The sequence below is a fragment of the Rhizobium sp. ZK1 genome, assembly GCF_047782645.1.
Taxonomy (GTDB): Bacteria; Pseudomonadota; Alphaproteobacteria; order Rhizobiales; family Rhizobiaceae; genus Rhizobium.
The window spans coordinates 3666572-3687500 of the sequence record NZ_CP180586.1; the positions used below are offsets into that span (position 1 = coordinate 3666572).

Annotated in this window: 14 protein-coding genes, 1 tRNA gene, 2 rRNA genes and 1 pseudogene (1 of these 18 only partly in view); 5 read left to right on the forward strand and 13 right to left on the reverse strand. The window is 57.6% G+C overall.

Annotated features, from left to right (window positions below; genetic code table 11):
• The first annotated feature begins 83 nt into the window (after positions 1-83).
• From ACK9YZ_RS18600 to ACK9YZ_RS18610, 3 genes are all read left to right on the forward strand, one after another.
• Positions 84-1217 (forward strand): calcium:proton antiporter, encoded by a 1134-nt coding sequence (locus ACK9YZ_RS18600; RefSeq protein WP_216756048.1) that lies wholly within the window; start codon positions 84-86, stop codon positions 1215-1217.
• A 201-nt stretch (positions 1218-1418) separates the two neighbouring features.
• Complete coding sequence (locus tag ACK9YZ_RS18605; protein WP_416066772.1) at positions 1419-2618, forward strand: efflux RND transporter periplasmic adaptor subunit; 1200 nt, start codon at positions 1419-1421, stop codon at positions 2616-2618.
• A 40-nt stretch (positions 2619-2658) separates the two neighbouring features.
• Positions 2659-5826, forward strand: a complete 3168-nt coding sequence (locus ACK9YZ_RS18610) for an efflux RND transporter permease subunit (RefSeq protein WP_416064784.1) — start codon at positions 2659-2661, stop codon at positions 5824-5826.
• A gap of 13 nt (positions 5827-5839) precedes the next feature.
• On the opposite strand, the gene ACK9YZ_RS18615 is transcribed toward ACK9YZ_RS18610, so the two are convergent.
• From ACK9YZ_RS18615 to ACK9YZ_RS18640, 6 genes are all read right to left on the reverse strand, one after another.
• A complete protein-coding gene (locus tag ACK9YZ_RS18615) occupies positions 5840-6169 on the reverse strand; it encodes a hypothetical protein (protein WP_416064785.1) in 330 nt (109 codons plus the stop codon).
• On the reverse strand, positions 6166-6954 hold the full coding sequence (locus ACK9YZ_RS18620) for a DUF2092 domain-containing protein (RefSeq protein WP_216756051.1): 789 nt from the start codon (positions 6952-6954) through the stop codon (positions 6166-6168). Before ACK9YZ_RS18620 ends, ACK9YZ_RS18615 begins: the two co-directional genes overlap by 4 nt.
• Positions 6955-7105: 151 nt before the next feature.
• On the reverse strand, positions 7106-7894 hold the full coding sequence (locus ACK9YZ_RS18625) for a cysteine rich repeat-containing protein (RefSeq protein ID WP_416064786.1): 789 nt from the start codon (positions 7892-7894) through the stop codon (positions 7106-7108).
• A gap of 532 nt (positions 7895-8426) precedes the next feature.
• Positions 8427-9209: a FadR/GntR family transcriptional regulator gene (locus tag ACK9YZ_RS18630; RefSeq protein WP_416064787.1), complete on the reverse strand. Its 783-nt coding sequence runs from the start codon at positions 9207-9209 to the stop codon at positions 8427-8429.
• A gap of 194 nt (positions 9210-9403) precedes the next feature.
• A complete protein-coding gene (locus ACK9YZ_RS18635; RefSeq protein ID WP_416064788.1) occupies positions 9404-10390 on the reverse strand; it encodes a substrate-binding domain-containing protein in 987 nt (328 codons plus the stop codon).
• Positions 10391-10438: 48 nt separating this feature from the next.
• Complete coding sequence (locus tag ACK9YZ_RS18640; RefSeq protein WP_416064789.1) at positions 10439-11419, reverse strand: NAD-dependent epimerase/dehydratase family protein; 981 nt, start codon at positions 11417-11419, stop codon at positions 10439-10441.
• 256 nt (positions 11420-11675) lie between these two features.
• On the opposite strand from ACK9YZ_RS18640, the gene ACK9YZ_RS18645 reads away from it, so the two are divergent.
• Together ACK9YZ_RS18645 and ACK9YZ_RS18650 are read left to right on the forward strand one after the other, a co-directional pair.
• Positions 11676-12416: an ATP-binding cassette domain-containing protein gene (locus tag ACK9YZ_RS18645; protein WP_416064790.1), complete on the forward strand. Its 741-nt coding sequence runs from the start codon at positions 11676-11678 to the stop codon at positions 12414-12416.
• A gap of 43 nt (positions 12417-12459) precedes the next feature.
• Positions 12460-13458, forward strand: coding sequence for an ABC transporter permease (locus tag ACK9YZ_RS18650; protein WP_216756057.1), 999 nt, complete (start codon positions 12460-12462; stop codon positions 13456-13458).
• A gap of 154 nt (positions 13459-13612) precedes the next feature.
• Here ACK9YZ_RS18650 and ACK9YZ_RS18655 read toward each other — a convergent pair whose 3' ends face one another.
• From ACK9YZ_RS18655 to ACK9YZ_RS18685, 7 genes and pseudogenes are all read right to left on the reverse strand, one after another.
• Complete coding sequence (locus ACK9YZ_RS18655; protein WP_216758941.1) at positions 13613-13966, reverse strand: EF-hand domain-containing protein; 354 nt, start codon at positions 13964-13966, stop codon at positions 13613-13615.
• A gap of 17 nt (positions 13967-13983) precedes the next feature.
• Complete coding sequence (locus tag ACK9YZ_RS18660; RefSeq protein ID WP_216756058.1) at positions 13984-14226, reverse strand: hypothetical protein; 243 nt, start codon at positions 14224-14226, stop codon at positions 13984-13986.
• A gap of 514 nt (positions 14227-14740) precedes the next feature.
• Positions 14741-15931 (reverse strand): annotated as a pseudogene (locus ACK9YZ_RS18665) (IS3 family transposase).
• 106 nt (positions 15932-16037) lie between these two features.
• Positions 16038-16984 (reverse strand): IS630 family transposase gene (locus ACK9YZ_RS18670; RefSeq protein ID WP_416064054.1). Its coding sequence is split into 2 segments (ribosomal slippage): positions 16038-16643 and positions 16646-16984, totalling 945 coding nucleotides; the frame shifts between segments, so codons are not numbered across the junction.
• Positions 16985-17165: 181 nt separating this feature from the next.
• A tRNA-Met gene (locus tag ACK9YZ_RS18675) sits at positions 17166-17242 on the reverse strand.
• 439 nt (positions 17243-17681) lie between these two features.
• Positions 17682-17796 (reverse strand): 5S ribosomal RNA (rrf, locus tag ACK9YZ_RS18680).
• A 252-nt stretch (positions 17797-18048) separates the two neighbouring features.
• Positions 18049-20929 (reverse strand): 23S ribosomal RNA (locus ACK9YZ_RS18685) (it continues 6 nt past the right edge of the window).

The window sequence follows — 20929 nt, forward strand, 5'->3', positions numbered from 1 at the left end:
GCCCGGCGGCGGGGAAGCGGAGGGGAAGATGGCAGCGATCATGATCGTGATGCTACGGTATTGCGTGGCTGGCGGTGGTTTCAATGACTGACGGCTCCGCATTGCATACCATCGGTATAGCAGGCATCGTGCGTGAGGAATGGTTCTTTGGCGTCAGTGTCGCAACCAGCCTGGCTTTCCTTGTCTTCTCCGGGCCAATCTTCGCGCAGCTTTCCGAGCCACTCTGGTTCATCGTCATTTTTTTCTGGCTTTTTGCTGTTGTGTTGGGTTCCGCCCTATCGGTCGTTCGTCATGCCGATCATCTGGCGGAACAGCTTCAGGAGCCCTACGGAACCCTCATCCTGACCCTTGCGATTACCTCGATCGAAGTGATGGCGATCTCGGCTGTCATGCTGCATGGAGAGAACAATCCGACGCTGGCACGTGACACGCTGTTTGCCGTCGTCATGATCATTCTGAACGGCATGGTGGGATTGTCGCTACTCCTTGGAGCGTGGCGGCGGGAAGATCAGCAACACAACCTGCACGGCGCCAATGCCTATCTCGGCGTCATCGTGCCACTGGCCACCCTCAGCCTCGTCATGCCTACGTTTCTGGCCGGCCCGGATGGCCCGCACCCCTCGGCACCCAGGCAGATGTTTCTCGGCATAGTCTCGATTGGCCTCTACGGTGTATTTCTGCTCCTCCAGGCCGGCCGTCATCATCGCTACTTCGCCGATGACGGCAACCATCATGAGCAGCACATCGTCAGCATGCGGCGCCACCGGTCCGTCTGGCATCATGCGGTACTGCTGCTCGCTTATATGGTGCCGGTCGTCTTCCTGGTCGAACAGCTTGCCCGGCCGATCGACTACGTGATCGAAACCCTTCAAGCACCGGCAGCATTCGGAGGGGTGGTCATGGCGGTACTCGTCGCAACACCAGAGGCGATAAGCGCCGTGCGCGCCTCTGTCGCCAACCACCTGCAGCGAGCCATCAACATTTTCCTCGGCTCGGTTCTGTCGACGATCGGCCTCACCGTGCCGGCCATGCTGGCAATCAGCCACCTCTACGGACACCCCGTCACGCTGGGGCTTCAAGGCCCGGATCTTGTCATGTTCGTGCTGACGCTCGCCGTCAGCATCATCACCTTTTCGAGTGGGCGCACCAATCTCATGCAGGGCGCAGTTCACCTGATGCTGTTCGTGTCTTACGTGCTGCTCATTACTCAGCAGTGAATAGAAAATATCCAGGCTGAGCCATGATGGATTGCGGAGCCATCAATCGTCTAGACGCAGCTAAATTGCATGCCATAAGCTATTGCAATTTCGGACGATCCCGCGACATAGTACCGCATGCCTGAAACACTTGGCGACTGGTGGGGTCGTCACCAAGGCACGCATGAAGACCGGGACACAAAGATCATCGGGGCAGCAGGAATGCGTGAGGGATTGCATCGGGGCCTGCAGATTTCTGTGACACTTATTGGCATGACGGCGCTCGCTGCCTGCGATGGAAGCAGCAATACCTACGTCCCGCCTCCGCCGCCGGCGGTCCGTGTTGCCCAACCAGTCCAGGAGGCCGTCACCCTCTATTTCGAACTCACGGGCAATACTGCGCCGCTGAACTCGGTCGATATCGAAGCGCGCGTTCAGGGTTACCTTCAATCGATCGATTATCAGGATGGCACGACGGTAACGAAGGGCACCAAGCTCTTCGGGATCGAGCGCGACACCTATCAGGCCCAGCTTGATCAGGCCAAGGCATCCCTCGCATCGCAACAGGCATCACAGGTTGGCGCCAAGCAGGAGTACGATCGTCAGCTCAATCTGATGAAGCAGCAGGTCACGACGCAGACAGCCGTCGACAGCGCCAAGGCGACGCTCGACGAGGCCAATGCGCAGATCCTCAATGCGCAGGCCAATGTCGAACTTGCAACGATCAATCTCGGCTATACCGAAGTGATTGCCCCCTTCGATGGCACGGTGACCAACCACCTAGTCGATATCGGCACGCTCGTCGGCGTCTCAGGCCCCACCAAGCTCGCCAGCATCGTCCAGGCGGACCCGATCTATGCCTATTTCAACGTCAGCGAAACCCAGGTGCTGCTGATCAAGGATATGTTGAGAAAGCAGGGACGCACCTTCAAGCAGACGGATCTGCCGAGCATCCCAGCCGAACTCGGCCTGCAATCCGAAGAAGGCTATCCGCACAAGGGGCATCTGGACTACGTCTCGCCGCAACTCGATGCATCGACCGGCACGCTTCAGGTCCGGGCTCTATTCGAAAACAAGGACAAGGTCATGCTGCCTGGCTTCTTCGTGCGCGTTCGCGTACCGATCCGCCAGGATGAGAAGGCACTGCTCGTACGCGACGACGCGATCGCGACCAACCAGCTCGGCAGTTATCTACTCGTTCTCGGCAAGGATGACACCGTCGAGCAGAAGCAGGTGAAGACCGGCCAGCGCGAAGGCGCCCTCCGCGTCATCGAATCCGGCCTCGGTCCGACGGACTGGGTCGTCGTCCAAGGCATCCAGCAGGCAATCCCCGGAAGCAAGGTCGCACCGGAGAAAATCGATATGAAAACGCAGCCGGCAGAAGCCGGCGCCGATGCAAAGGCCACAACGACGACGCAGTAAAATCCGCCATCCGCTTCATCTGAAGGTCCAGGACAACAGCATGATCTCGTGCTTCTTCATCGAACGGCCGGTGCTAGCCAATGTTCTGGCATTGGTCTTTGTTCTCATCGGCGCGGTGGCTCTTTTCCAACTGCCGGTGGCGCAATATCCTGATGTCGTCCCGCCGACAGTGCAGGTGACGACCCGCTTTCCGGGCGCCAGCGCGAAGACGCTCGTCGATACGGTCGCTCTGCCGATCGAGCAGCAGGTCAACGGCGTACAGGACATGCTCTACATGCAGTCCACCAGCGCAAGCGACGGCAGCTACTCACTGACCGTGACCTTCGCCATAGGCACAGATCCCGATCAGGCACAGGTCCTGGTGCAAAACCGTGTCGCGATCGCCATGTCGTCGCTTCCGCAGTCGGTGCAGGTTCAAGGCGTCAGCACCCAGAAGAAATCGACAGCAATCCTCGGCTTTGTCACTCTGACCTCGCCCGACAGCCGCTATGATAGCCTGTTCCTTTCCAACTACGCCGTCATCAATCTGCAGAACGAACTTGCCCGCCTGCCCGGCGTCGGCAACGTCACGGTCTTCGGCGCCGGCCAATATGCCATGCGCATCTGGATGGATCCGAACCTGCTGCAGGCCCGCGGGCTGACACCACAGGATATCGTCAATGTCGTGCAGCAGCAGAGCCAGGAGGTCACGGCAGGCCAGATCGGCATTCCGCCGGTGCCCCAAGGGCAGACATTTCAGTACACCCTGAACATCAATGGCCGGCTGAACGATGCTGTCGACTACGAAAACATCATCGTCAAGGTCGATGGCGCGGATGGCGGCCGGGTAACGCGCATCCGCGATATTGGCCGGGTCGAACTGGGTGCGCAGACCTATAGCCAGACGTTCATGCAGAATGGCCGACCGGCTGCGGGCATCGGTATCTCCCAATTGCCGGAAGCAAATGCCATCGCTGTGGCCCAGGCAGTCGAAGTGAAGATGGCGGAACTGGCCAAGGCCTTCCCGCCAGGCCTTGAATATCATCTCCCCTTCGACACCACGAAATTCGTCAAGGCCTCGATCAACGAAGTCTATGTCACGCTGATCGAGGCAGGCGTTCTCGTTCTCATCGTCATTCTGCTGTTTCTGCAGGACTGGCGAGCCATGCTCGTGCCGGCGACGACTGTTCCTGTTACCATCATCGGCGCCTTTGCCGCGATGGCGGCCATGGGCTTCACCGTCAACCTCTCCACGCTGTTTGCAATCGTCCTCGCCATCGGCATCGTCGTCGATGACGCCATCGTCATTGTCGAAGGTGTCGCGAGACATATCGAGGCAGGCATGTCCGGCAGGCAGGCAGCCGAAAAGGCGATGGAAGAACTGCTCGGCCCCGTCATCGGTATCACCCTGGTGCTGATGGCCGTTTTCATTCCAGCCGCCTTCCTGCCGGGGCTGACGGGCCAGCTTTACCGCCAGTTTGCTCTCGTGATTGCCGCCACGGCGCTAATCAGCGCGATCAACGCCGTGACACTGAAACCGACGCAATGCGCCCTCTGGCTGCGCGCGCCGGTACCACCCGAGAAGCGCAACTTCGTCTATCGCGGCTTCAACCGGATCTACGACTGGGGTGAACGCGGATACGTCCGGCTGATCGGCTCGATGACGCGCCACGCCACGGTCATGGTTATTCTGGCGCTGGCGCTGATGGGCGTCGCTGTCTGGGGGCTCACACGCGTGCCGACGGCGTTCCTGCCCATCGAGGACCAGGGCTACGTGCTGATCGGCGCGCAACTGCCGGATGGCGCCTCCAAGGAGCGCACCGACGCTGTCATGGCGGAGGTCGGCAAGATCGCCCAGGCGACACCGGGCGTCGATCAGGTCCTGACGATCAGCGGCATATCCGTTCTCGACAACAATGCCAGCCTGCAGAACGCCGGCGTTGCTTATGTCGTGCTGAAGGACTGGGACGAACGCCTCAAGGAAAAGGGGCAGGATCTTCTGTCCATCTACCAGCATCTCAATGGTGCACTGCAAAGCGTACTGGTCGCAAAAACCCTGGTCATCGTGCCACCTCCCATTCAGGGCGTCGGCAATGCCAGCGGCTTCACGATGCAAGTAGAGCTCAAGAATGGTGTTTCCGACTATGCACTGTTGCAGTCCCTTACCGATACGATTGTGAAAAATGGCGAAGCCCAGTCATCGTTGCAAAGGCTGAGCACGTCATTCCGCTCGAATGTACCGCAGTTCGAGATAGTGGTCGACCGTATCAAGGCCGAGACATTGGGCGTCACAGTCGGACAGGTTTTCTCCGCGCTGTCGGGCTACGTGGGATCGAGCTACGTGACACAGTTCAACAAGTTTGGCCGCACGTTCCAGGTCTATGCCCAGGCATCTCCGGAATTCCGCGTCAGCCCTGACGATATCCGCAATCTGGAGGTCAAAGCCGGGGATGGCACGATGGTGCCGCTCGGAACCGTTGTCGATATCAAGCCGATGCAAGGCCCCTCACTGATCAGCCTCTACAACCTCTACCCGTCAGCAACCATCGTCGGCGGACCTGCCGCCGGCTTCAGCTCCGGCCAGGCGCTCGACGTCATGGAGCAGATCGCCGACCAGACCTTGCCAACAGGAACCGGCTATGAGTGGACGGCGCTCTCCTACCAGGAAAAGGCGGTCGGAGGACAGATCTACTATATCTTCGCGCTTGGCATGCTGCTCGTCTACTTCGTGCTTGCGGGTCAATATGAAAGCTGGATCCTGCCGCTTGCTGTGCTTCTGGCCGTCCCGCTTGCCCTGCTCGGCACCGTGGGCGCGTTGATGGCGGCGGGCGTCGCCAACAATCTCTACACCCAGATCGGCCTGATCCTTTTGATCGCTCTGGCATCGAAGAATGCCATTCTCATCGTCGAATACGCCCGTGAAAAGCGAGAGGAAGGTATGGAGATCCTGGAAGCGGCCGTCGAGGCTGCCCGCCTGCGCTTCCGACCGATCCTCATGACATCCTTCGCCTTCATTCTCGGCGTCCTGCCGCTTGTCCTTGCGACGGGGGCCGGCGCATCCGCCCGCAAGTCGATCGGCATATCGGTCTTCAGCGGCATGATCGCATCGACCTGCCTTGCCGTGTTGTTCGTTCCTTCCTTCTACGTCGTGCTGCAGCGCTTTGAAGAGTTCAGAAGGCGCCGCGGCAAAGCTCCTGCAGTGACCGATGCGGAAATGACGGCACAATAGGCTGGCAAACGGCCTATTGCACGATTACCTGCACATAAACCCCGCCGCTCTTGGCATAGTAGAGGCCGCCGCAGCGATAATAATAGCCGCCATAATAAGGGCCATAAATGCAGCCTGGAGGCAGCACGGCGATCGTCGTCGCCGTGCGCCGGACGACCCGGCGTGTGGTGCGACGCGCCACCCCCGCATAGGAGAGCGGCGTCAAGGGACGGCCGATGACCGCCTCCGCTGGCGTGGCAAAGCCGATCGACAGCGGTAGTGAACCTTCCCCTTCCAGGCGAAAATCGGTAAAGGTCATTACGCTGGCAAGGCAGAGGGCGAAAAAGAGCCTGCTGCGGGTCATTGCATATCTCCTGTAACGGCGGGCGCCGGAAGCTCATCGATAGATTGGAGTTCACTCAGATCCACGGTCTTCGCATTGGCCGGGATCTCGATATTGTAAGAGGTGGCGGCAACATCCGCCCCGCTTTTGAAGTCGCTGATCTCAAGCGTATATTGCGGCGCCTGGACGACGTGTTTGCTGGTGATCACATAGCGCCGCGGTACCGGCTGCGAACCCGTCTGTATCCAGATCTGCCAGTCGAGTTCCGGTGTACGGAAAGTCAGATATTCGCATTCCACACCGTCGACGAAGGCGCTCGAGATGTGCTTGGCCTCGGTTACGTCGGACATCAAGATGTCATAGACGCGAGACGAGAGCAGATCGGCGCCTGGCGCTTCCACGCCGGCATCGGCGAGCCTGTCGATCAGATCATCGAGCGAGCCTTTGCCCTCGATCTTCGCATAGGCATCGAGGTTCTTGCCATGCACTGTCAGCGTCGAACCGTCGAAGCTGACATCGATATCGGCAAAGCCTCCGGTCCGCGTGACACGCAGTTTGTCGGGCCGGGTGATATTGGCTGTACCCGAACTGACAAATTGCAGCTTCTCGAAATCCGGGGTTACAGCTTCGAGCGATGACTGGTAGTTGAAGGAGATGGTCTTCTGCGCCACTAGAAAATCGGACATGGCATTCAGAAGATCTTTTGCATCATCCGCCCATGCATGGGTTGGTAGTACAAGGCCGCCAGCAACAGCGGAATAGCTCAGTATTCGTTTCAATCGCGATAGATGAGAGGTCGATGACATAGCAATTGCCTTTCACTTGTGTCGTCATTGAATTCATCGAATACAGGGATTTCGGATCGTGCTGCGACAACAGCGGAATGGCGGTGTGGGTTCACTGGGAATGCCTGAGGGTTCAGGCATTCCCAGTGAACCCAGGCGAATTGGAAGGCCGCTACAATCCCGAGGTCAGCACCTTATGACAGGCTGGTGATATGCGCTGCAGATTGTCCCGCAGGCACGAGATGACCCGCCCGCCGCCGATCGGCACCATTCGGCAAAAGGCTCGGAAATCCGGTCCGCAGGTCTCGCGCACGATCATCATTTCCTCGCGCGGAGAGAAGACGGGCATGGCGGCCGGCCGGGTCGCCGGCGGTGCGGTAGCCGTGGCAGCTCCTGCACCGGTTGCTGGCGCACCTCCTGCACCGATGGCCGCGACCGCCTGCTGACAGGGGGCCGACAGACCGGCACTATGCTGCTGCAGACAGGAGAGCGCCGCCGCACCGCCTGGGGCCACACCGGAGCATTGCGCCATGAAATCGGAGCGGCAGGCTGATTTGACTGCATCGCGCTGCGCCTCGGTCGGCTGAGCGCCGGTTGCCGGGGCAGGCGGCGTCGCACCTGTTGTAATAGGCGCCGTTTGAACTGGCTCTGCGGATGTCGATTTGGGTTTGGCCGTTATAGCCGAGACAGCCTCGCGGCAGGCGGCGGAAAGTGTGGAATCATGTTGCTGCAGGCAGTTCAGCGCCTCCATGCCTCCCGGCTGCACGCCAGAGCATTGTGCGATGAAATCGGATCGGCAGGCTGATCTGACCGCGCTTTTCTGCTCGTCGGTGGGCGCCTGCGCGATAGCGATCCCGGCGAAAAGACTGGCCGCACAGACGACGCTGAGCACCGATAATCCGAAGACCAAACGGCGCCTCCCGCGCCGCGCCGCTCTTAGAGAAGATGCACATTCTCGCATTGTTCCCCTCCCTGGAAAGCTTATCGATTTACGGCATGAAAACAAATACCTCAGCTGAATGAGACAGCAGGACCTCGAAAGGTCGATGAAGGTCCCCAAACGGAAATTGTGGAACGTCCACTTGCTTTTAAATTTAGCACATTCGAATTTTATAGACTAGGCTCGAATATTCGGACAAGGATTAACGCACTATGCTTATGGATTAGCCGCGGGATGCATTCCGCGCTGCTGGCGGGCGATAATAACATCAGCTATCTATGCTTTATACCGGCCTGGCTCTGTTTGAAGTAACCTCCAGCTCATTGGAAATGCCGACAGAATCTCATGGCCCATTGCTGCCTCAAACACCCGAAAACTTTGCAAAAGCGGAGGTGCGCCTCGACCGGGTGCTAAATCGTCGTCCCGCTACCAACAAAGAAGCCCGCTTTTGGCGGACCTGTTTTTGGCCTCTATTGCGGGCTTTGCATATACACTGGCGAAGATACGCACGCGCGACTGGCGGCCACTTCCTCGGCCGGGCAGGATGAAACTTCTATCGTGACCACCGTGCTATCAGTTGGTCTGTATTTGCCAGCACTTTGCGGACTGCGTTGCGCGCCATGTTCGATCGCTGCAGTCGGATGCTTTTCTCAATATTTTGATGAAGTTTCAGCACATATAGCAAGTCGTCCTCTTCGCGCGTGACATGGGCGAAGAGATGGTTCAGCGCCGATTCGATCAATACGCCGAGCGGCACCAGCAGATCATTTCCAGAGGCGCGCAAGATCGCGATATGAAATCGCGTATCAGCTTCCGTTCGCTGCTGGAGTGATGTCGCCTGACCCATGTCATGCAAGGCCTGACTGATCGCATTCATTTGCTCCTCAGTTCGGCGCTCCGCAGCAAGCGCAGTCGCTTCCGGCTCGATCATATGCCTGAGTTCTTGCACGGTCCTCAGAAAGGCTACGCGATCGGGCGACGCGGCATACCAGCCCAATACATCTCGATCCAGCAGGTTCCAACGTTCCCTAGGTTCGACCCAACTGCCGATTTTCGGGCGGGAAGAAAGCAGGCCCTTGGCCATCAGCATCTTGATTGCTTCGCGCACCGCCGACCGACTGACGTCAAAGACTTGCGACCATTTTGCCTCGTTTGGCAGGATCGTGCCGGGCGGATAGTCACCGCGCACGATCCGGAGGCCGATCTCGCCTGCCAAAGATACATGAACACTCGCCCCGGTCATACGGGGAGCATTTGGGCGCCTTGTAGTGGCTGAACGGCCCGCCGTCGCCACCTCGACCAGAGTCGTCGGCTTCCCCGATTTCTTGTCAGGCATCTATTCTACTGCCTCAGCATTCCTTCGACTGTCTGCACGTATTATCAAAACAATCGTAATAACGAGGAAGTCGCCTGCGATTGAATCCGGCACAAAGCGCGGAATTCAGGGCGCGTCAAGCCCTGCAGATCTTTCGATCCATCTCGTGGAGGCAGCCGGCGCACCCTTGTACCGGGTGCGCCAAACCGCGAGCGCTACTTTTGAATGCAGGTATCGACTGTGTCCTTCGTGCACTCATCGAGCCCGGTGAAGAGCGGATCTTCAACTGCCTTGCCGGCAATCAGATCCATCATCACGGAAGGTGCCTTGTAACCCATCTCGAACGGCCGTTGGCCGACGAGCGCAGTCACTAGGCCTTCCCTCGCAATGGCAACCTCATCGCCGATCGTGTCTGCCGCACCGATGACGAACTCGTTGCTGGCAATCTTCTCAGCCATCGGCTTGAACAGATCGCGATAGGGTTGCGGTGCGCCGAACAGGGGCCAGCCGCCCATGATACCGAATGCATCAAGGTCGGGATTGGCCGCGAGGATATCGGTCATTGCCTGCACGCCTTTGGCACCGTCATCATTGGTAAAGACCGGGCAGCCGGCGACTTCCGTCCAGCCACCCTCGCCTTTCAATTCCGTAAGACCCTTCTGGCCAGTGAGCGTGTCACGCATACCTTGCGCGCGACGCAGAATATTGTCTGCTCCCGGATTGCCTTCGATCGTGCAGATCTTGCCGCCTTTCGGCTTGGCTTTCTTGATGTACTCACCGATACGTGCGCCCATCAGATAGTTGTCAGTACCGAGATAGGTCTTGCGTAAGGCCGCGTCCTCGGCGGCAAGATCGGCATCAAGCGTCATCACGGGAACGCTCGGATTGGCGGTCTTCAGGGTCTGGGCGATGAGCTTTGCGTTTGATGGCGAAATTGCGATTGCGGCAGTGTCTGCCTTGCCCAACATATCCTGAACGATCTGCGCTTCGCCGGCTTCATCGGATGTCGATGCCGGACCGGTGTAGAAGCACTCATATTCCGCAGTCGGATTTTCCTTGTTCCATTTCTGGCAACCTTGATTGATTGCTTCGAAGAACGGATTGTCGAGACCTTTCACCACGATGACCAGTTGCTTCTTGGCCAGCGCCTGCCCTGCGGTCAATGCTAAAACTGCGGCTGTAAGTAGTAATGCCTTCCTCATGGTTTCCTCCCTTGAAACAGACGGGCACGGCATGCCCGCCACACGAAATCAACCCGGATACCACACGATACGAGGCTCCTCCTTCGAACGCTCGTATTGCCACGCCGAGTCGATAAGCATTTCGAGATCGTAGTTTGGCCGCCAATCCAGCAGGTATTTTGCCTTGCTGTTGTCCATCCAGTTGGAATGAAAGCGGCTTGGTATGTCGACAGAGCCGAGATTTCGCGTGCGCGACAGATAGGCGGCGACTTCAGAATAGTCGACAGGACGATCCATGCAGATATTAAAGAGTTGTCGTTCCGCCCGGGGATTGCCGATCGCTGCCAATATCGCCGATACGAGGTCATCGACATGCACGAAGTTGCGTTTCAGCGGACGGCCGTCAGCATCGAGCAGCAGCGGCACCGTACCCATAGCTGCATAGCGCCGCGCCGCTTCTTCCGGGACGAGCGTCTTCCAGTCCGGGCCGCCAAAGACGTCATCTCCAAAGGACAGCGAATACTTGAAGTCGTCCTTTTCCATGATCCAAGGCGCGCGCAGACAACAGCCATTGAGGCCGTACTGAATGCCAAACTGCTCCAGCATGACCTCTTCCAGAACCTTGGAGAGCGCATAGCTTCCCGGATAAGCGCAATGAGGGGCACTTTCGGTGATCGGGCCGTTATGGCGATAGTGGAAATGCCCTATTCCCGCATCGCCGCCGATCAGGATGAACTGGCGTGCCGAGACACTCGCACGAAACTCCTCGAGCAGCCAAAAGAGACCTTTGACCGCAACGTCCATAATGTCTTCAGGCGTTTCCTTGCATGTGGCGAGATGCACGACATGGGTAACATCAGAGAGAGCAGCGGCCACAACATCGCGATCGGCGATCGAGCCACGGATGACTTCGACACGGTCGATTTCATCACACACACGATTATGACAAAGCGCGCGAATGCGAGCTTTGGAAAATCTCGGATCGTCAAGCAGCCCAGCAATGAAGTGCCGCCCGACCTTGCCCGTCGCACCGGTAACAAGGATCAGCATGCTCTCTCTCCCAGTAATAGCTAATATTCGGGCGCCGCTTCCGTCAAATGATATTTGTCCGACAAAACAGATTTTTGGTACAATGGGCCAGACGCCTCGGACAATGAGTTGACGCTGTCGCGGGGTTTTGCGTAAATGCTAATAATCGCTTTTCTTGGGAGGATATTGGAAAGGCGAATTCGCTTGAGCCTCGTCGAAAACATGCCGGGTTAGGAGCGAACCGATAGCGACACGTTTTTGGGAGGCCAGGAGGCTGGTGGCGGTTCTCGAGCTCACCAATATTTCCAAACATTTCGGTGCCATCCAGGCCGTCAACGATGTTTCGTTTTCGCTCGAAGCGGGGCAAGTGGTCGGCCTCATGGGTGATAACGGCGCCGGCAAGTCCACATTGGTCAAGATGATCGCCGGCAACTTTCGGCCGAGCCACGGAACCATGCGCCTCGACGGTGCTGAGATTGTGCTTCATCGACCGAAGGAGGCGCGCCAGCATGGCATCGAGATCGTTCATCAGGATCTGGCGCTCTGCAACAACCTTACGGCGGCGGCAAACGTATTTCTCGGCCGCGAATTACGCCGCGGCATATGGCCATTTCGCATCCTCGACTATAAGACCATGTACAAACGCGCCGGCGAGATTTTCCGCGAGCTGAAATCCGAGACGCGGCCACGTGATCTCGTCAAGCAAATGTCAGGTGGTCAGCGGCAGGCGGTCGCAATTGGCCGGACGATGCTGTCTGAAGCGAAAATCGTGCTGATGGACGAGCCGACAGCCGCCATTTCCGTGCGCCAGGTGGCTGAGGTTCTGAATCTGATCCGCCAATTGCGTGACCGGGGCATTGTTGTTGTCCTGATCAGCCACCGCATGCCCGACGTCTTTTCGGTCGCAGACCGCGTGATCGTGATGCGGCGTGGCAGAAAAGTGGCCGACAAGCCGATTGCAGCAAGTTCGCCCGAGGAAGTGACGGGACTTATTACCGGCGCCATCGAACAGGTGTGATCGATGCTGTCCGTTGCAGCAGCAAGAAAGAAGAAGGTCGACGATGGCGATTACACTTGACCAGACGATCAGACAGAAGCAACGGAGCTGGTTTGCAACGATCCTGGGCGGCCAGACATTCTGGGTTCTGATCGCGGTCATTCTCGCCTGCATTTTTCTGTCGATGGCGACAGACTCCTTTGCAACGGCAAAGAACATCTACAACATCACCCGCAACGTCACGTTCGTCGCAATTATCGCGCTGGGCATGACGCTGGTCATCATCACCGGCGGCATCGATCTGTCCGTTGGCTCCGTGCTTTGCCTGTGCAGCATGGTACTGGCGGTCGTCATGCACGCGGGATACAGCATTGAAGTCGGCATCGCCGCCTCGATCGGTACTGCTCTTTTGGTCGGAGCTTTCAACGGGCTGTTGATTGCCTATCTCGGCTTCCCGCCTTTCGTCGTTACGCTCGGCATGTTGTCGATTGCGCGCAGCCTTGCGATGGTTGCGTCCAACAATACTGTTGTTTTCCAGTTCGGGCCTGATCACGACAAACTGCTGGCGCTGGGTGGCGGCGCCTGGCTTTTCGGTATCGCCAATCCAGTGCTTTACATGGTCGTGCTGGCACTCATAACCGGTTTTGTGCTGCGCTGGACTAAGTTCGGCCGCTATGTTTTTGCCATCGGCGGCAATGAGCACGCAGCGACGCTGACGGGCGTTCCCGTGCAGAGGATCAAGGTCATCGTCTACATGATTTCCGCCCTATCCGCGGGGGTTGCCGGCATCATCCAAACCGGTTGGCTCGGCGCAGTCACCACAAATATCGGCGCCGGGATGGAACTTCAAGTTATCGCCGCTGCGGTTATCGGCGGCGCCAACCTGGCTGGCGGCGTCGGCACCGCCTTTGGGGCGTTGATCGGAGCCGCGCTCATCGAGGTGATCCGCAACAGTCTTGGCCTGCTCGGCATCAACGCCTTCTGGCAAGGTAGCTTTATCGGCGGTGCAATTGTCCTTGCCGTTCTTTTCGACCGAATTCGCAACTTGCGACGCGACGAATAGGCGAACCCCGGTCCCAGATCCTCAAGCCTCCGAGACGGCATGATAAACTATGTGAGGCTCACCTGAGTGAAGCCTACCGGGCGAACATCTAGCCGTCGCTATTGCGTAGAGGCAAGTGGAAACACGCTTGCCTTGGCGCTGGGTCGCTTGTGCGTTACTGCAGGCTCCCGTCCCCGCCGCGGTCGGCGGCTTTGAAGTCCGCCATAACCCTATTCAGAAACTCGTTCTGGCTGACCTTGCCGTCACTGTTGGCGTCCGTGGTGGAGAACTGCTGGACAGTCAGGACTCCGACAACTTCGTCAGAGTTCAGATTGCCGTCCTTGTTCTTATCCAGGCCCGCGAAGGCCGACGTCATGAAGGTTTGATATTCAGATCGGTCGACCGCTCCATTCTTGTCACGATCGAGCCGGTCCATTTGGCCTTGGTTCATAGCCACCGGTTGACTCTGCGCGACGGCTGCAATGGCGGCAAAAAAAACGAATCCCGTCAGTAGGGCTACTCTTTTCATCATCCCGACCTTCCGCATCAATGACATGTCAAGGCACTGCCGCCCGCGGCGCCCAGCGTGGCGCCGCCGCCAACGGCCCAAAGCTGTCCAGTCCCCGAGCCAATGGTCGCGCCAAGCAATCCGCCGACGACCGCGCCGCCGACCGTACCAGCGATGCAGCCGAACTCGTTGCTGCGCCCTCCTTGGGACGTTGCAGCGGATTGGCAGCCAGACAAAGCAAGGCAGCCTAAGAGAGTAAGACCTATGGTGCACTTGGTCATTTTTTCCTCCAGTATATCCATTCACGTTTAAGACAAACAGGCGGAGGCACCGTTGAGCGGCGGCGGTCGAAAACAAGCTGCGGGTATGTTCCTCATCTGCGGGAGATTCTCCGCCAATCAGAAGCAACCCACAGGCAAAAACATGCAGAGCGCGCGCCAAAGCTGCAACAATACTGTTAAATACTACCACTGCGCATGGCTGAAGACAACACCGGGGCGCCTGTCTCCGCCGTTGATATCCTGCCGAAGCGAGATCAGCCCGCTGGTTTCAATCCTCTAAGACCGCTCCTCTCCTGCTGGAGCGGTCGCCGGTCTGCCTTCCGGCCGCGAAGCCGGCGCAACACAGCACGTCAAACTGTTCCCCGGGTGCGTCGCCCGTAGGTCAGTCGCCGGCTCGTACGGCAGATCGGCCTTTTGAGCGATCTTTGCCGCCCCTTAACACAAAAAGCCGGAAAGGATTGCTTGGGTTGGCAGGTTTTATCCCGTTCACTGCGCTTGACCTTGCCCCCAAGTTTTATCCAGCTTTGAGTTCGCTCCAGCGGTTTTGGGTTGCTGTAATTGCGGCGGTAGCGGCGGGTTGCGGTGCGGAGCCATTTCGGCTGCGCAGCACCGCATCACGTCGCGGGTTGATGGTCTGAGCGAACTCGGCAGGTGTCATCCAGCCGAGTCCAGAGTGCGGTCGGTGGTCGTTGTAATCGCTGCGCCAGTTTGAAAGCGCTGATCGAGCATGGGTCAGTGGCGAGAAGAGGGTCTCATTCAGGAACTCGTCTCGCAGCCGCCCATTGAAGCTTTCGATGAAGGCGTTCTGGATCGGCTTGCCGGGCGCGATATAGTGCCATTCCACCTTGGCCAGGTCCGTCCATCGCAAGATCGCGTTGCTGGTGAACTCGCTGCCGCTGTCACAGACTATCATCCTGGGTTTGCCACGCTCCTCGATGATCCGGTCAAGCTCTCGCGCGACGCGCAGGCCGGAAAGCGATGTATCGGCGACGAGCGCCAAGCACTCCCTCGTGCAATCATCGACAACGGTCAAAATCCGCAACCTGCGCCCATCGGTGAGTTGATCCGACACGAAGTCCAGCGACCAACGATCATTGGCCGCCATCGGGACAAGCATCGGTGCTCGTGTGCCGATCGCTCGCTTGCGACCGCCGCGCTTGCGTACCGTCAGCTTCTCCTCCCGATAGAGCCGGAAGAGCTTCTTGTGGTTCACGAGGTGTCCCTCGCGCCGGAGCAGCACATGAAGGCGTCGATATCCAAAGCGGCGGCGTTCATGCGCCAACGCCTTCATTCGCGCGCGAAGCTCATGATCATCTTCGCGCTTGGTCTCGTAACGGATCGTCATCCGGCAAACGCCGATGGCTTTACACGCCCGCCGTTCGCTCATCCGATGTTAGTTCATCAGATGGGCGACAGCATTTCGCTTTGCTGCAGGCGTCACCACTTCTTTCCCAAAAGGTCTTTTAAAGCAGCGTTATCGAGCATGGCATCCGCCAAAAGCCGCTTCAGCTTCGTGTTCTCGTCCTCCAGCGTCTTCAGCCGCTTGGCTTCGGACACGTCCATGCCGCCGAACTTGGCATTTCCACTTATAAATGCTGGCATCACTGACACCGTGCTTGCGGCAAAGCTCCGAGACCGGCGTGCCCGCCTCGTGCTCCTTCAGAATGCCGATAATCTGTTCGTCTGTGAAACGGTTGCGCTTCATCCCCTGGTCCTCTCAATGGGCCAGAGCTTACTTCAAAATGGATTATTTCACCGGGGCAAGGTCACGCTCAGCCTTCAGGTTACGGAGATCTTAGAGCGAGATGATTTTAAGTCCGTTCATATCCGGCTTCCTTGAAGTAGTTTTGGCATTCCTGTGGTGAAACTGTCTTGAGGATGGCTGCGATGGCCTCGTCGATCGCGTGGCGAGTTCTGGCCTGTGCCTCGCGTAGCCAATGCTTGATCTTGGCAAAGAGCTTTTCGATGGGATTGAGGTCAGGGGAGTATTTGGGCAGGAAGAACAGTTTGGCCCCAGCCTTGCGGATCGCGGTGCGGATTGCTTTTGCCTTGTGTGAGCCCAGATTGTCCATCACGACGATATCGTCTGGCTTGAGTTCGGGGACCAGCACCTTTTCCACATAGATCAGGAACCGCTCGCCATTGATCGGGCCGTCGATGATCCATGGCGCGCTGACGCGGTCGGCGCGCAGGGCGGCAATGAACGTCATGGTGTTCCAATGGCCGAAGGGCGCCTGACCGGGCAACCGTTCGCCGCGCGGCGCCCAGCCCCGGAGCGGCGCCATATTCGTCTTCGTCCAGGTTTCATCGATGAAGACGAGGCGGGCCGGATCGACGTGATAGCGATGCTTCAGCCAGCGGTTCCGTCGGGCGGCGACATCGGGCCGCTCGCGCTCGTCGGCGACCATTGTCTTTTTTTATAACTCAACCCTTCATCATGCACGAAGGTCCACACGGAGCGGTAATCGACCTTCAGGCCACGCTCGCCCAGTTCCGCGACCAGCCCGCGCAGGGTAAAAGCCCGTGTGCGGCAGCGCTCGAGCAGCCACTCCCGATGCGTATCGCAAATCGCCCGTGGCTTGTGCCCGCCCATCTGACCGGGGGCTGCGCTGCCCGTCTGGCGAAAGCGCCGCACCCAATCGATCGCGGTGCTGATGCCAATCCCGAAGCGCTTCGCCGCTGCCCGGCAGGACAATCCTTCGCGCGTCACCGCGCCGACAACGCGTTCCCGCAAATCATCGGAAAAAGGTTTTGCCATAAAGACCGGCCTCCTTTACCGGTCTCAATGGTGAATCTGATTTGCGGGAAAAAGGGAATCCCCTTTTCGATTCCATCTAAAATCATCCCGCTCTAGCTGCCGACACTCTACGCTTGCCAGCGAAGATGCAGTCTTCGCGCCGACGATAACTGGTCGTGGTATCGGCGAACATAGGAAAGCTTGGTTGCGGGGGCAGGATTTGAACCTGCGGCCTTCAGGTTATGAGCCTGACGAGCTACCGGGCTGCTCCACCCCGCGATATTTCATTCCGGACGTTGTGCCCGGGAGCGATGTCAGGCGTAGCCTGACGAGGTGAGGCCGTTAAGAGATCGATCCGGTGGATCGATCTTAGGCCGAACGGGCTGCTCCACCCCGCGTTATCCAGGCGACACTTGTGTCGTCCGTCCAGGTCTTTTGCCTGTTGGCAAAAGACCGATTGCGCAAATCCGTAGGATTTGTCGCGGCTACGCAAAGCGCTTGCGCTTTGCGGATTGTTGCCGAGCAAATTGCGAAGCAATTTGTCTCGTGTTCATGATATAGGGCGCTAAAGACGAAAGGCCGCTTTGTGAGCGGCCCTTTGTATCGGCTTTGGGCCGTTGGTTTCGTTCAGAGAAGATTGTTGTCGATTTTGCGCATGTCGCTTTCCGAAGCTTGTTCAGCTTCGGGCACATGCGTTTTCACGAGTTGCGTTTAGCAGACCTGGCAGCGACCGACTCTCCCGCGTCTTAAGACGAAGTACCATAGGCGCTGGGGCGTTTCACGGCCGTGTTCGGAAAGGGAACGGGTGCAGCCACCCCGCCATAACCACCAGGTCAGCGAAGCGCAACTTGTGTGAGAAGCTGGTTCACTGAGCGACTAATAAGTAGTCGTCAGTGATTGGTTTTGAACACGTCTTACCTTTCGCGAGGCACCGTCGGAGCAAAGCTCCGCAAGCGCAAAGCGCGTCGCCGGTTGTCCGGCGCGCCGTCCGCAGCGCCTATGGCGCGTGAGGACAGAAGGTCAGGCTCATCGAACTACCGGGCGAATGCGGTGCATTCGCCGGGCGATGAGCATAGTCAATGAGAACGATCAAGCCAATCGAGCTATTAGTACCGGTAAGCTTCATGCGTTGCCGCACTTCCACACCCGGCCTATCAACGTGGTCGTCTTCCACGGCTCTGATAGGGAACACTCGTTTCCAGGTGGGTTTCCCGCTTAGATGCCTTCAGCGGTTATCCCGTCCATATATAGCTACCCTGCTATGCCCTTGGCAGGACAACAGGTCCACCAGAGATATGTCCATCCCGGTCCTCTCGTACTAGGGACAGATCCTGTCAATATTCCTACACCCACGGCAGATAGGGACCGAACTGTCTCACGACGTTCTGAACCCAGCTCACGTACCGCTTTAATTGGCGAACAGCCAAACCCTTGGGACCTGCTCCAGCCCCAGGATGCGATGAGCCGACATCGAGGTGCCAAACAACCCCGTCGATATGGACTCTTGGGGGTCATCAGCCTGTTATCCCCGGCGTACCTTTTATCCGTTGAGCGATGGCCCTTCCACGCGGGACCACCGGATCACTATGACCGACTTTCGTCTCTGCTCGACTTGTCAGTCTCGCAGTCAGGCGGGCTTATGCCATTGCACTCGACGACCGATTTCCGACCGGTCTGAGCCCACCATCGCGCGCCTCCGTTACTCTTTCGGAGGCGACCGCCCCAGTCAAACTACCCACCATACACTGTCCCGGACCCGGATAACGGGCCGCGGTTAGACATCCATGACGATAAGGGTGGTATTTCAAGGATGGCTCCACAGAAACTGGCGTCCCTGCTTCAAAGCCTACCACCTATCCTACACATGCCGACACGAATGCCAGTGTAAAGCTATAGTAAAGGTGCACGGGGTCTTTCCGTCTGACCGCAGGAACCCCGCATCTTCACGGGGAATTCAATTTCACTGAGTCTATGTTGGAGACAGCGGGGAAGTCGTTACGCCATTCGTGCAGGTCGGAACTTACCCGACAAGGAATTTCGCTACCTTAGGACCGTTATAGTTACGGCCGCCGTTTACTGGGGCTTCGATTCAAAGCTTGCACCTCTCCTCTTAACCTTCCAGCACCGGGCAGGCGTCAGACCCTATACGTCGTCTTGCGACTTCGCAGAGCCCTGTGTTTTTGATAAACAGTCGCTACCCCCTGGTCTGTGCCACCCCATCATACTTGCGTAAAATGGGGTCACGCTTCTTCCGAAGTTACGCGTGCAATTTGCCGAGTTCCTTCAACATAGTTCTCTCAAGCGCCTTGGTATACTCTACCTGACCACCTGTGTCGGTTTCGGGTACGGTCTATACGGTGGAGCTATTTCCTGGAACCGCTCCGCTGCCCATCCAATCCAATCAGAATGAACAACTTGTGCGATCCGTCACTTCCACCAGGCCCACGAATATTAACGTGGTTCCCATCGACTACGCGTGTCCGCCTCGTCTTAGGGGCCGGCTAACCCTGCTCAGATTAACTTTAAGCAGGAACCCTTGGTCTTTCGGCGAGAGGGTCTCTCACCCTCTTTATCGTTACTCATGTCAACATTCGCACTTCCGATACCTCCAGGAGCCCTCACGGGTCTCCCTTCATCAGCTTACGGAACGCTCCGCTACCACTCCTCAAAGAGGAATCCTCAGCTTCGGTGCATGGCTTCAGCCCCGTTACATTTTCGGCGCAAAGACCCTTATTTAGACCAGTGAGCTGTTACGCTTTCTTTAAATGATGGCTGCTTCTAAGCCAACATCCTGGTTGTTTTGGGATCCTCACATCCTTTCCCACTTAGCCATGACTTGGGGACCTTAGCTGGAGGTTAGGGTTGTTGCCCTTTTCACGACGGACGTTAGCACCCGCCGTGTGTCTGCCTGGTAGTACTTCCCGGTATTCGGAGTTTGGTTAGGATCAGTAAGACGGTGAGTCCCCATAGCCCATCCAGTGCTCTACCCCCGGGAGTATTCGCCAGACGCTCTACCTAAATAGATTTCGCGGAGAACCAGCTATTTCCGAGTTTGATTGGCCTTTCACCCCTAGCCACAAGTCATCCCAATCTATTGCAACAGATGCGGGTTCGGTCCTCCAGTTGGTGTTACCCAACCTTCAACCTGCTCATGGCTAGATCACTCGGTTTCGGGTCTAATGCAACAAACTATATCGCCCTATTCAGACTCGCTTTCGCTGCGCCTACACCTACCGGCTTAAGCTTGCTTGTTACACTAAGTCGTTGACCCATTATACAAAAGGTACGCCGTCAGGGTTGCCCCCTCCGACTGTTTGTAGGCATCCGGTTTCAGGTACTATTTCACTCCCCTTGTCGGGGTGCTTTTCACCTTTCCCTCACGGTACTTGTTCGCTATCGGTCATGCACGAGTACTTAGGCTTGGAGAGTGGTCTCCCCATGTTCAGACAGGATTTCACGTGTCCCGCCCTACTCTAGGACATTAATGATATCTACGCGTACGGGGCTGTCACCCGCTACGGCCGCACTTTCCAGAACGTTCCGCTTTAATCACTAATGCCACTGGCCTGGTCCGCGTTCGCTCGCCACTACTTGCGGAGTCTCGGTTGATGTCCTTTCCTGCAGGTACTTAGATGTTTCAGTTCCCTGCGTTCGCTTCTTACCCCTATGTATTCGAAAGTAAGATACCTTATCACAATGCTTGGAAACCTCTCCTGTTTGTCCTCACGGCCGAAGGCCTGCAGACAGCGCGCCGGATAACCGGCGACGGCCTCTGGCCTTGCGAAGCATTCGCTTCGACCAAACCAAAAGCCAACAGAACAGATTTCCCAAGCATTTAAGGTGGGTTTCCCCATTCGGAGATCCATGGATCAAAGCTCATTCGCAGCTCCCCACGGCTTTTCGCAGCGTATCACGTCCTTCATCGCCTGTGCATGCCAAGGCATCCACCAAATGCCCTTACGACAC

Excerpts from the sequence above, each read along its gene's own strand:
- ACK9YZ_RS18600 (WP_216756048.1), top strand. The coding sequence starts at position 84 with ATGACTGACGGCTCCGCATTGCATACCATCGGTATAGCAGGCATCGTG.
- ACK9YZ_RS18620 (WP_216756051.1), bottom strand. The coding sequence starts at position 6,954 with ATGTCATCGACCTCTCATCTATCGCGATTGAAACGAATACTGAGCTAT.
- ACK9YZ_RS18640 (WP_416064789.1), bottom strand. The coding sequence starts at position 11,419 with ATGCTGATCCTTGTTACCGGTGCGACGGGCAAGGTCGGGCGGCACTTC.
- ACK9YZ_RS18660 (WP_216756058.1), bottom strand. The coding sequence starts at position 14,226 with ATGACCAAGTGCACCATAGGTCTTACTCTCTTAGGCTGCCTTGCTTTG.
- ACK9YZ_RS18635 (WP_416064788.1), bottom strand. The coding sequence starts at position 10,390 with ATGAGGAAGGCATTACTACTTACAGCCGCAGTTTTAGCATTGACCGCA.
- ACK9YZ_RS18615 (WP_416064785.1), bottom strand. The coding sequence starts at position 6,169 with ATGACCCGCAGCAGGCTCTTTTTCGCCCTCTGCCTTGCCAGCGTAATG.
- ACK9YZ_RS18655 (WP_216758941.1), bottom strand. The coding sequence starts at position 13,966 with ATGAAAAGAGTAGCCCTACTGACGGGATTCGTTTTTTTTGCCGCCATT.
- ACK9YZ_RS18625 (WP_416064786.1), bottom strand. The coding sequence starts at position 7,894 with ATGCGAGAATGTGCATCTTCTCTAAGAGCGGCGCGGCGCGGGAGGCGC.
- ACK9YZ_RS18610 (WP_416064784.1), top strand. The coding sequence starts at position 2,659 with ATGATCTCGTGCTTCTTCATCGAACGGCCGGTGCTAGCCAATGTTCTG.
- ACK9YZ_RS18605 (WP_416066772.1), top strand. The coding sequence starts at position 1,419 with ATGCGTGAGGGATTGCATCGGGGCCTGCAGATTTCTGTGACACTTATT.
- ACK9YZ_RS18650 (WP_216756057.1), top strand. The coding sequence starts at position 12,460 with ATGGCGATTACACTTGACCAGACGATCAGACAGAAGCAACGGAGCTGG.
- ACK9YZ_RS18630 (WP_416064787.1), bottom strand. The coding sequence starts at position 9,209 with ATGCCTGACAAGAAATCGGGGAAGCCGACGACTCTGGTCGAGGTGGCG.